The sequence below is a fragment of the Trichocoleus sp. DQ-A2 genome, assembly GCF_039961915.1.
Taxonomy (GTDB): domain Bacteria; phylum Cyanobacteriota; class Cyanobacteriia; order Cyanobacteriales; family FACHB-T130; genus FACHB-T130.
Genome location: NZ_JAMPKD010000004.1, coordinates 180,780 through 192,698, shown reverse-complemented (window position 1 = coordinate 192,698; position 11,919 = coordinate 180,780). Strand labels below are relative to the sequence as shown.

Annotated in this window: 6 protein-coding genes; 1 reads left to right on the top strand and 5 read right to left on the bottom strand. The window is 46.4% G+C overall.

Annotation, left to right across the window (positions count from 1 at the left end; genetic code table 11):
• Nucleotides 1-65 precede the first annotated feature (65 nt).
• A complete protein-coding gene (locus NC997_RS05305; protein ID WP_190412625.1) occupies nucleotides 66-479 on the bottom strand; it encodes a GPW/gp25 family protein in 414 nt (137 codons plus the stop codon).
• 629 nt (nucleotides 480-1,108) lie between these two features.
• Here NC997_RS05305 and NC997_RS05300 point away from each other — a divergent pair.
• Nucleotides 1,109-2,785, top strand: coding sequence for a WD40 repeat domain-containing protein (locus tag NC997_RS05300; protein ID WP_190528446.1), 1,677 nt, complete (start codon nucleotides 1,109-1,111; stop codon nucleotides 2,783-2,785).
• A 140-nt stretch (nucleotides 2,786-2,925) separates the two neighbouring features.
• On the opposite strand, the gene NC997_RS05295 is transcribed toward NC997_RS05300, so the two are convergent.
• The 4 genes from NC997_RS05295 to NC997_RS05280 form a co-directional block, all read right to left on the bottom strand.
• The gene (locus NC997_RS05295; RefSeq protein WP_190528444.1) at nucleotides 2,926-3,216 is read right to left on the bottom strand and encodes a PAAR domain-containing protein; all 291 of its coding nucleotides are present in this window, start codon (nucleotides 3,214-3,216) and stop codon (nucleotides 2,926-2,928) included.
• A gap of 113 nt (nucleotides 3,217-3,329) precedes the next feature.
• A complete protein-coding gene (locus NC997_RS05290; protein ID WP_190528442.1) occupies nucleotides 3,330-5,435 on the bottom strand; it encodes a VgrG-related protein in 2,106 nt (701 codons plus the stop codon).
• Between the two features lie 244 nt (nucleotides 5,436-5,679).
• Complete coding sequence (locus NC997_RS05285) at nucleotides 5,680-6,210, bottom strand: hypothetical protein (RefSeq protein ID WP_190528440.1); 531 nt, start codon at nucleotides 6,208-6,210, stop codon at nucleotides 5,680-5,682.
• Between the two features lie 28 nt (nucleotides 6,211-6,238).
• Nucleotides 6,239-11,905 (bottom strand): hypothetical protein, encoded by a 5,667-nt coding sequence (locus NC997_RS05280; RefSeq protein ID WP_190528438.1) that lies wholly within the window; start codon nucleotides 11,903-11,905, stop codon nucleotides 6,239-6,241.
• Nucleotides 11,906-11,919: the final 14 nt, after the last annotated feature.

Genomic DNA, 11,919 nt, shown 5'->3' with positions numbered 1-11,919 from the left:
TGCGATAAATGAGTAGGGATTTTGAATTAAAGAATTCTCTTATTACTCAAAACCCTCATGAACCATCACTCCTCTTTGCCGTTCAGATAGAAAGGATAGACCAAGCTCCGAGCATCATAAGTGCCCTTAGGATGGTATTCCACAATAATATCCACTCGACCTCGGATGGGATCGGGGTCAGTCCGCACCAAATCGATGACAATGCGCGGCTCCCACATTTCTAGAGCTTCTTGGACGTGCAAGCGCAACAGGAGAAGGGTTTGAGTATTCATGGGGGCAAAGACCATCTCCGATAAGCGCGACCCAAAATTGGGCCGATACACCCTTTCTCCGATTTCAGTCCGCAGGATAATCCGAATAGATTCTTCAATATTCCGTTCTGCCGAACTGAGTTGAAGCCCTCCCTGTACGTTCACCCGTAGTGGGAAAGACCATCCCGTACCCAAGTGGCTGCGCTGCTTATCCGATCCTTCTGGCATAAAAGTGACTCTGTGCCTAGTATCGCAGCTACTTTACTAAAGCTGAAAGTCCCCGACTATTCGCCAAAAGTCGAGTTATCCCAAGCTGGCTGTAGCCCTAGGTTCTAGGGGCGGTGCCCTTCCACCTCAAAGCGGGTTGTAGCCGAAGGCAACAGTCGCCAAGCGCAGCCAGTCACCAGCACATACAACATTGCTTAAATAACCTGAATCAGTTTGACACTGCGGGAGCTACCCCGTGTTTAGTGGCTAACTAATCGTTGACTCTCTACCCAGTATCCTGTTTTTGATGGAAATGGAGGTTTTACAAAACCGGGATGCTCCTTGTATGCGAGGCATACTCCAAGAATTAGTAATGTAAAAAGTCGCGCTTGGACAGTACCCCAGCGCAAGTGGTTGGAGCGAATTGGTCAGCAGTTGAAGACAGAGGTTATTGTGGAGCGGGATGCTTTCGCTTGCGGAGCGTTTAAGGTTTAGGACGAGAAACTTTAGCGCCTGAACGAGACTTTTGAAGGGTGCTTAGAAGAGATTCTGCTGAAAAGTAACATTATTCTTTACGAAAGTGCAAGCTCAAATCTGTGGTTTTCTTACAGATATGATTTAGACACCGAATTTAAGATTCTTTTATTGTTATGACAGAACAAATAAGGGAAAAATTCATCTATAACGGAGGAATTTACTATTTAGCTGGCTTAGAACCTTCGTTAAAATATCCAGTTGATGGAATTAATTCTACAGCCGAAGAATCGGTAGATTTTGATGGGATAGAAGATAAAATGTTTGATTTTTTAAATGAGGAATCAGTTCCTTCAAACGTAATAAAAGTAGGAGTCTTAATTAGACCGCACGACTATGGGATGAAAGAGATTCTATTTTCTACAGCTTGCCGGAGAGGATTTTATTCAACCTATGAAATTGTTAATGAAGAATTGTTTTTGAAGGAAATGACTGTCGGTAGTGTTACTGGTGGTCATAAACCTATAGAAGGAGTTATGCCAACCTACGATAACCATAGTGGTTTTTGTTATCGGAATCTTAAAATTTTTACCCGTTTTACTGGGACAATCACCTTAGGTAAAGACTTCATTGATGGAATCTTCTTAAAACCTCTTTTGGGGATGACATTTTATCAAGGCAAATTAGTTGCGATTCAAGACCTTTCATTAGACATTTCCATTAGTCTTGCTGTTATCTTTGGCGGGTTAGAAGCTGTTAAGAGACGCTTGGCTAGTGCAGTGTCAGCGCAAAGAATTCTTGCATTAAGCGGTGCCCTCTATTATGGCGAGTCAGGCTTAGATTTGGTGATTCCTGCTTTGCTGGATGAATCGGCACAGGTAATGTGGGCTACGTACTCGCTACTGCGGACAAGGACAGAAACGAAAGTCAAAATTGCCTTGCAAGAATTCAATCCTTATCAATTTTTTGAATGTCTTTGTACCTTTGAGGGGCATTCTGACTATGTTAGTTCGGTAGCGATCGTGCCGGATGGTAAAACCATTGTTAGTGGCAGTGGCGATATGAATATCAAAGTGTGGAATATTCTGACGGGTAAGTGCAGGGGCACCTTCGAGGGGCATTTAGGCTGGGTTGATTCTGTAGCAATAGCGCCAGATGGTAAGACTTTTGTCAGTGCTAGTAGGGACAACAACTTCTGTGGTAGAGGGGGCTTAACGAGTATCAACGTATGGGATATTCTGACGGGCAAGTGTCAGCGCAGCCTACAAATACTAGGAATATTCCCAGATGGTAAAACTTTGATTCATGGTCGTCAGTATAAAACCATCAAAGCGTTAGATAAAGAGACGAGGGAGTGCCTCCGCATGGTAAATAAGTTTTTATGGGATGTTTATTTCGTAGCAATAGCCCCGAACGATCAAACGATTGTTAGTAGCAATGATGACAACATCCTCAAAGTGTGGGATATCGAAGCAGGTAAGTGGAAGGGTTCGCTACAGGGGCATTCACGCCGAGTTTATTCCTTAGCAATAGCCCTGGATGGAAGGACGATTGTTAGTGGCAGTAAGGACAATACTATTAAAGTGTGGGATCTCGTGACGTGCGAGTGTAAGGGCACACTAGAGGGACATTCAGACTATGTTCTTTGCATAGCAATAGCGACGGATGGTAAAACTATTGTCAGTGGCAGTAAAGACAACACCATCAAAGTGTGGGATCTTGAGACGTGCGAGTGCAGAGGTACGCTAGAGGGGCATTCAAACGCAGTGAGTTCCGTAGCAATAACCCCAGATGGAAGGACGATTGTTAGTGGCAGTTACGACAACACCATCAAAGTCTGGGGAATTCGATAAGGAAGTTTAAAGTATTCCCTGTTGAGGATGATTTGGGCAATTCAGGGATGCGTTCGTCGGGATTTGCCGACGCACCTTAAAGAATAAGCGATCGCTAACCCAAACTAGAAATAACGAATTCTACCTCTTATAGTTGCTCATTAAGGAGCAACTAATACAGTGACTCCTGTGGCAATCACAGGTAAAGAAATGGGAACTGGAGGCACAGTAGGAGTTGCTCCCACTGTCATTGTGCCCATATGCGCCACTGGACGCCCGCAAGCCAGAACGGTGACAGAACAAGGCATCGCGAGAGCGCCAGCAATTGACGGACCCGTGACAGCATCTCCCAGACAAGCGATAGGTCGCCCCATAACTAAAACGGTTGGTGCCCCCGGTCCGATAATGGGACTACCACTAGCGACATCGCCCAATACGGCTACTGGTAACATAAAACCTTCCTTAATCGTTAATCGAGAATGGCTAATTGTGTACCACGTTTCTATGGTTAGGCATTAGCCATTGGTCGCGATCGCAATTTCTTCTTTCTTGCTCCTTTTAATTGTTAGCAATTCAGCCGAATCAGCGGTGCGGTCATACTCGCTGTGGCAGCTGCCATAATCGCCACCGCAGCACCTGCTTGCAGGTTCAACGCTCCGGCAGACTGTACGCTCACAGTAGCAGCCGACTGCGCCGACAAAGCACCGCCAGATTGCAGTGACAATGCCGCACCAGCTTTCATAGTGGCAGCACCCCCAGACTTCAAATCTAAAACTCCGCCTGCTTGAGCGCTTAACTTGGCTGCGGTTTGAAGTTCTATGCCAGCAGGTGCCAGTTTTATACTACTAGGGCCTGATTGCAGCAGAATTTCCATTGGTGCTGAAATACTCACTTTTTGCACTGCCTGCATCGTGATGGTGTTGGTCATGTCATTCATCAGCAACTTCTGACCACCAGTTGTTGTGATATCCAGCTTCTTATTGAGATCGTCGATGAGGATCTTATGACCGCCTTTGGTTTTAATTTCGATCTTCTTATTTTGATCGTCTAGGCGCACATAATGACCGTCAGTGGTTTTAATTTCCACAAACTTTTCGCTGTCATTCATGTGACATTTATGAGCGCCTATTGTCTCAATGTAGACGCCAGCTTTGCTAGTATCTTTATCCTCTTCCACAAACTGTAATTTATGCCCGGTACGGGTTTTAAATGTCCGCAACCGGACTTTACCTTCACCTGAAATTGTATTATCCACATCTTCCGGCGGTGCATCTGTACCGTTCCAGACACCGCCAATGACGTAGGGGCGATGAATATCGCCGTGTTCAAAGGCAACCAATACCTCGTCATTGACCTCCGGCAGACAGTCAAACCCGCGATTTACACCAGCTCCGGCTCCCACCACTCTTGCCCAGTTACTTTCGTGTGCCTCTGTTAAAGTGGGAAGTTTCACTCTCACTCGACCCCATTTTTTGGGGTCTTTGTTATTGGTGACAATCCCCACTAACAACGTTTGTCCTGCTTGGAGATGGGTTCGGGGAGACAGGGTTGCCAGAAGATCGTCTCCCCGCAATCCCCGCACGCTAAATTCGGTGGTGTAGAAACGTTCCTGATAAACGTGACGAGTTGTCGTGACGTAATACTTGCCGCTGTATTTGCCCATACTTGCCAAGTCCACGACCCGTCCCGGTCGAATTCGCGGATCGCCTTCAGCTTTGGCATCAGCGTAGACAAATTCCCCCGATAACTCGTTATACAAAGCTTGGGCGATCGCATCTGATTCTGCCTGAGAAGAGACTGGCTGATCGACAACAATCATCTTAGGAGTACTACTAAAGCTAGTGCTAGTTGCTTTGCCCTTGCCTTGTTTGGTATCGGTAATGACTTGTGTTGTTTGACTGCTTTTAGTAGAGGAAATCACCTGTTTACTTCGATAATCCCAAGCTCTTACCTCAACAGAATCTACCTGTTCGGCACTTGTTACCCGAACTTGGAAACTATGTATTTCTTGCAACCACTTGAGAGCCAAAGAAGCACCCGCCACCGGCTTGCGGAAGTGCAGTTTCCCATCTTGCACAAACAACTCAAAACCGTTCCGGGCTGCCCTTTCTCGCAAGAATTCCATGTTGGTTTGATTTTCTTGGAAAATATAGCCAACAGGATCGCCAAAGCCATAAGGCCCACCACTTGCGTCAATGGTGCCCGCTGTAATCCCCAATTCACCAATAATCTGCCGAACAATGTCAGTGTCGGTCATATTTTGGAAAGAGCGGTTGTAGCGTCCCCGATGTAGGCGGTGGGAAACGTCATACCCGCGAATCACGACCGGAGCTTGAGAACCACTGGTAAAGTGGGTTTCAATTGCTGTAATTTCGCCATTCAGAATGTTACCCTGCTGTGGATCGTCAAAATCAGCATCTTCTGTAGTGCTGGATTTAAAACCTATTTGAACGGGTTTACCAATTGTTAATAAGTTTTCGTAGCGCCAAAGTTCATCTCCTTCGCGCCCCGGAAAGTAGTCGTTCCGAATGACTAGGGTAAACATGGCTGGGAGATGGAGGCTTTCTTCCACGGAGATTTGAAGAATATCTTCCATCAAACTCGCAGGAGCATCATCTCCATCAATTTTTATTTGAGGATAGGATATGTACGGAACTGTTTTTTGTGGCATTTGTAGGCGACATGTAAATGATTTTAGATTCTAAATTTTAGATTTAGAATTAAAGGCTGGCTGGCAACTTTTTTAGAATTTGGTATTTAAACTCTTGAGACATTTTGTAATTCAAATTTAAAATTCAGAACGCAAGTTTCAGCTAGTTTAGAAGAAACTCTACGCTCTCGACCATTCTCCAAAGGTCGAACTACAATTCTTTTTCTAACCGTTCTGCTTCCGCGCCACCCAACAAATGATTACTTTATGTAGCTCTTCGAGTCCTGCTGTTTCGGCTTTCTCCAGTACGATTCACACTAGAAGGAGCTTCTGGAGAGCCTGGGGGGATGAGTATATCGACTTCGTGGAGGGTCAGGCTAGCTGAAGCACGCACTGGAGTGCCATCAGGTAGAAACATAGTGAGTTCGTAGCTGAGTGATTGCACAAAGCAACGGAGGTATTCTTGGGCACCCCAGGTAAATACATAGACGGGTGGGACATCTTGACCATCGGGAAACTCAACAGCTTTTTTCAATTTGTTGATGTACCAAAGCACACTTGTGCCTTCTTCATAGGTATCAAACAAAATCTCTGAGATAGTGAGTTTGTAAGGATCTATACTTTGGAAGCTGACTTTCGGCAGTCCTTTAGCAGTACGTGCGCCTTGAGGAGAATTGATTTGAACACTCCGGCTGAAGGAAAGCTTGGTGGGGTTGAACATGAACTCAATGGTGTCCACACCCTGCGCTGGAACCTTTGGAATAAGTTTTGCTTTGACCAGACGAGTAGTTGACATATTATTCTCCTTAATAATGGCAGTAACTTTACCAGGGCAGACGTCCTGAATAGTTATTTCCTCGACGTTCTCGCTCTATTTCCAACCGTTGCCGGATAAAACTATAGACTTCACGAGCTAGAAGCTCTAAGTTGTCGGTGGCTTCTTCACTAGAGGAGTCATCAACGGTAGATACGCTTTGATCGATTGCTCCTACTTGGCTATCAGCGTCCCCCATTAACTGTATAAGCGCTTCCATTCCAGAAGCTGATGTGCGACGCGAGGGCATGGAATATGTTTGAATGACATTGCCCAAACTATTGTTTTGCGGGGAATTCATCAGGGACTGGGAAATATTTGATTGGGAGCTGTTAAAGTCGGATGCTTTGGAAATTATCGGCTTTTGCGGTGTCTCCCACGTCCTCTGTTCTGAGAGAGGTTGTACAACGATTGATTCGCTTTCTTTAGGTGTATTCTCCCCTAGTAATTCAGAAATACTTGACCAAGATGTTGGTATGTCTCTGGTGTTCGTAGAATTATTTGCGGAAGGTAAATCATGAGAAGAGGAAAGGGAAGAAGGTGCCATTTGCACTTGTTCTACGCTGCTTGAAAATGTTGTGGCATCTTGATTTTCCTTCCATGACTCTTCTGGCATTCTCTGGATAGGAATAGACTGCTCCGAAGCACCAGAGAAATTTGAGGTACTCGGCGCAAGAAAGGATTCTTCAACCTTATTGCTTCCTATGTCTAGAAAAGGGGAAGTAAGAAGATTAGATTGTTGAGCTAGAGGGCTGAGAATGGATAGATTTGTCAACACTTGAGGCAATTGAGGCAGTTGTTCGCTCTTCTCAATCGACTCTGTTTCCACCAGAGGTTGTATAACGGTGGGTTCTGTAATTTGTGTGCTTTGGGGCACCTCTACAGGGGGATTGGCAAAGGATGTGGAAGCGATCGCGTCTGGTGCCAATCGAGCCAAATTTTCACTGACTGGTTCGGGTTCTAATTTCGGTTGAATGACTGTAGCGTCTGGCGTGGTTGTACTTCCAGGGACTTGTATGGAGTCGGTGGAAGCGATCGCTTCCGGTGCTAACCAAGTTACCTCTTCACTTGTCGGTGCGGTTGCTAATTTTGGTTGAATGACTGTAGTTTGTTGCGTTGTTGTACTTTCAGGTATCTGTATGGCATCAGTAGAAGCGATCGCTGGTTTTGTCTCAACCGGAAAATCTTCACTTCCCGATGCGGTTTCTAATTTTGGTTGAATGACTGTAGTTTGTTGCGTTGTTGTACTTTCAGGGACTTGTATCGAATCGGTGGAAGCGATCGCTTCCGGTGCTAACCCAGTCAAATCTTTACTTGCCGGTTCGGGCGTTGTTGTACTTTCAGGTACTTGTATCGAATCAGTGGAAGCGATCGCGTCTGGTGCCAATCCAACCAAATTTTCACTTACTGATTCGGGTTCTAATTTCGGTTGAATGACTGTAGTTTGTTGCGTTGTTGTACTTTCAGGTATCTGTATGGCATCAGTAGAAGCGATCGCGCCTGGTGCCAATCCAGCCAAATTTTCACTCGCCGATTCAGGTTCTAATTTCGGTTGAATGAGTGTAGCGTCTGGCGTTGTTGTACTTTCAGGTATCTGTATGGAATTGGTTGATGCGATCGCTTCCGGTGCTAACCAAGTCACCTCTTCACTTGTCGGTGCGGTTGCTAATTTTGGTTGAATGACTGTAGTTTGTTGCGTTGTTGTACTTTCAGGTACTTGTATGGAGTCGGTGGAAGCGATCGCGTCTGGTGCCAATCCAACCAAATTTTCACTGACTGGTTCGGGTTCTAATTTAGGTTGAATGACTATAGCGTCTGGCGTTGTTGTACTTCCAGGTACTTGTATGGAATCTGTGGAAGTGATCGCTTCCGGTGCTAACCGAGTCACCTCTTCACTTGTCGGTGCGGTTTCTAGTTTTGGTTGAATGGCTGTAGCATCTGGTGCTAACCAAGTCGCCTCTTCACTTGTCGGTGCGGTTGCTAATTTCGGTTGAATAACTGTAGTGTCTGGCGTTGTTGTACTGCCAGGGATTTGTATGGAGTCGGTGGAAGCGATCGCGTCTGGTTCCAACTCAGTCAAATTTTCACTTACTGGTGCGGTTGCGAATTTCGGTTGAATGACTGTAGTTTGTTGCGTTGTTGTACTTTCAGGTACTTCTATGGAGCTAGTGGAAGCGATCGCTTCTGATGCCAACCTAGTCACATCTTCACTTATCGATGCGGTTTCTAGTTTCGGTTGAATGACTGTAGCGCCTATAATCGGCGTACTTTCGGGCATCTGTAGAGGAGAGTCGGTTGATTCAGTAGGTGAAAGCGCCAAGTTGAACGCTTCAGGCTCTTTTACCGATGATTCTATTGGGAGTGGTAATTCAGCGATGGGTGCCAAGAATTCTGGCAACACTTCTCCCTTTGTTTGTATAGATAACTCCCCAATCGGTTGTATTAGCGTGGATTCTGTAGGCGTCGTTTCTTCACGTACAGATTTTGGAGCGATCGCAGAGGTGGAAATCGGGGGAGATGAGCTTACCTGTGATGGAAATTCAGCCCTTAACTGTACCGCAGGCTCAAATGGTTCCAGGACTTCTGGCACTGGTGTTGTTGAGTCAGAGGGCTGTGAATTTAAGCTGGCTTGTACAAGGGTGGATATGTCAGGTGTAGTTTCAGGTAGTGCAGTAGCTGGTGTGGAAATCGAGGGTGTGGGGGCGAAGTTGTCAGTCACTTCTGAAGAGAAATTTTCCTCCATCCTTTGTAGCAGTGGGGGTTCACCTGGTTCTGTTGCTGTTGAAAGCGCTGGTGCCTTTTGAACTAGGGATTCTACCTTTGTTACAGGCGCTATGCTGTCCGAGCGGTCAACTGTTATATTCTCAGAAGCGATCGCTGGTATTTCAACTGATTCCGCCTCTGTCACCGCAGAAAATGATATTGGTGACTCAATTGATTCCGTAACCTTCGATAACGTAGTTTCTGTGTGGTTTGCTGCTTTTGTTTCCAACAGAGGTTGTACAACAACTCGATCTGTAGTGACTTCTGGCACAGCCTTGGAAGTAGTCAAATTAGAGACTGCGGCTAAGTTTTCGTTTACTGCTGAAGTAAGTTCTAACTCTGTCTCTGGTGGCACCGATGCCGCTTGCGGTGCAGTTAACGGAGGCATTTGTACCTTTTGAACTTGCAGTTCAGCTTGTAACAGCTGTTGTTCTACGGTTGGTGCGATGGCGGCTGTATCTGGCTGCACAGATGAAGGCATAGTGGGTGAGGACGAATCAGCCAGAGGGTTTTTCACCTGAGTCATCTGTTCTGGCGCTGGTGCTGTAATAGATGACGTGAATTCCTCAACCGCTGGTGCCCTTTGAACTTGTGGTTCTGTATGCGAAAGGGTTTGTCCCAAAGTTGGTTGGCTATCAATGGGATCTCGCTGGCTAGCAATGGTGTCTCGTGGTGCTGATGCTACATTTGGTGCTATTTGTTCGTTAATTGCTGGTGCTTTTTGAACTTGTGGTTCTGTATCCAAAAAGGCTTGTCCTAACCTTGCTTCGGTTGCGGCTGTCTTAGTTGGCACCGATGAAGGTGTGGTTGAAGAGGGTAAACTGATCTCGTTGCTTCTTTCAGTTCCTAGTGCTGCATCTGGTTCCGTGGCAACCTCAATCGCCACTGTCCTTTGAATTATGCTGGCTGAGGGTGAACTAGCGATCGCATTGCTTATCTCAGTTGCTGGTGCTTCAATGGGTGCCGTGATAGCGTCAATTGTTGGTGCCCTTTGAATTGTCCTGGGTGAGGCTGAACTAGCAATTTCATTGCTTATCTCAGAAGTTTGTGCTGCGATAAGTGTTGTTGGTTCGTTAATTTCTGCTGTCCGTTGAATTGAGCTGGGTGAGGGCGAACTAGCAATTTCATTGCTTATTGCAGTTCCGGCTGCTTCAAGGGGTGCCGTGATAGTCTCAATCGCTTCTGTCCGTTGAATTGTGCTGGAAGAGGGCGAATTAGCGATCTCATTGCTTATTTCAGTTGTTGGTGTTACACCCGGTGTGGAAGCCTCAATTGCTGGTGCCCTTTGAATTGTGCTGGCTGAGGGCGAATTAGCGCTCTCATTACTTATTTCAGTTGCTGGTGTTGAATCTGATGCCGTGGAAGCCTCAAGCGCTGCTGTCCGTTGAATTGTTCTGGCTGAGGGCGAACTAGCGATCTCGTTGCTTATTTCAGTACCTGTTGCTTCAAGGGGTATTGTGCTGGCTGAGGGTGAATTAGCGCTCTGATTGCTTCTCTCAGTTGTTGGTGTTACATCCGGTGTGGAAGCCTCAATTTCTGCTGTCCGTTGAATTGTGCTAGCTGAGGGCGAATTAGCGCTCTGATTGCTTATTTCAGTTGTTGGTGTTACACCCGGTGTGGAAGCCTCAATTGCTGCTGCCCTTTGAATTGTGCTAGCTGAGGGCGAATTAGCAATTTCATTGCTTATTTCAGTGCCTGCTGCTTCAAGGGGTGCCGTCTGTTCGTCAATTGTTGCTGCCCTTTGAATTGTGCTAGCTGAGGGCGAATTAGCAATTTCATTGCTTCTCTCAGTTGTTGGTGTTACACCCGGTGTGGAAGCCTCAATTGCTGCTGCCCTTTGAATTGGGCTAGCTGAGGGCGAATTAGCAATTTCATTGCTTATTTCAGTGCCTGCTGCTTCAAGGGGTGCCGTGAGAGCATCTATTGGTGGCTGAATTGTGTTGGGTGAGGGCGAACTAGCGCTCTCATTGCTTATTTCAGTTCTTGGTGCTGCAATGGTTGCTGGTGTTGAATCTGGTGCCGTGGAAGCCTCAATCGTTACTGCCCTTTGAATTGTGCTGGGTGAGGGCGAACTAGCGATCGCAATGCTTATTTCAGTGCCTAGTGATTCAATAGGTGTCGTTTGTTCGTCAATTGCTGGTGCCTTTTGAATTGTGCTGGAAAAGGGCGAACTAGCGATCGCATTGCTTATTTCAGTGCCTGCTGCTTCAACGGGTGCCGTGAGAGCATCTATTGATGGCTCAATTGTGCTGAGTGAGGGCGAACTAGCGCTCTCATTACTTATTTCAGTTGCTGGTGTTACACCCGGTGTGGAAGCTTCAATCGCTGCTGCCCTTTGAATTGTGCTGGGTGACGGCGAACTAGCAATCGCATTGCTTATTTCAATTCCTGCTGCTTCAAGAGGTGCCGTGAGAGCAGCTATTGGTGGCTCAATTGTGCTGGGTGAGGGCGAACTAGCGATCGCATTGCTTATTTCAGTTGCTGGTGCTGCAATGGGTGTCCTGACAGGACCAATCCCTACTGCTTTAGCTGGTAGTTCGGTAGCTAAAACGGGTTGCACTAATGTTGGATCGGTTGCCCGCATAACTGGCAAAGCAGCCTCTGCCGAGATCGGTGCCGTGTCAACATCGACCGATTCACTTAATTGTGAGCCTTGGGATTCTGCAAAAAAGGGTGAATTCTTGAAAGGATTATCTGGCGGAAATTCATCCGCCACTTCCTCAGAGAAAAAACCGGAAGGATTGAAAACGGTAATCGATCTTGCTCCCAGCGGGTGCAAAAATTTAGGATTTAGTAAGTTCTGCCCTAACGGATTAGGTGGAAGCAAGGGGTTTTTGATACCAAGGGGTTCCTGGGGTATCGTTTCTCCATCGGGAAAATTGTTCCTTGGTTCTGTGCCCTCATGTTCCGCCATATTTTTGTTGTGTT

Excerpts from the sequence above, each read along its gene's own strand:
- NC997_RS05305 (WP_190412625.1), bottom strand. The coding sequence starts at position 479 with ATGCCAGAAGGATCGGATAAGCAGCGCAGCCACTTGGGTACGGGATGG.
- NC997_RS05300 (WP_190528446.1), top strand. The coding sequence starts at position 1,109 with ATGACAGAACAAATAAGGGAAAAATTCATCTATAACGGAGGAATTTAC.
- NC997_RS05295 (WP_190528444.1), bottom strand. The coding sequence starts at position 3,216 with ATGTTACCAGTAGCCGTATTGGGCGATGTCGCTAGTGGTAGTCCCATT.
- NC997_RS05290 (WP_190528442.1), bottom strand. The coding sequence starts at position 5,435 with ATGCCACAAAAAACAGTTCCGTACATATCCTATCCTCAAATAAAAATT.
- NC997_RS05285 (WP_190528440.1), bottom strand. The coding sequence starts at position 6,210 with ATGTCAACTACTCGTCTGGTCAAAGCAAAACTTATTCCAAAGGTTCCA.
- NC997_RS05280 (WP_190528438.1), bottom strand. The coding sequence starts at position 11,905 with ATGGCGGAACATGAGGGCACAGAACCAAGGAACAATTTTCCCGATGGA.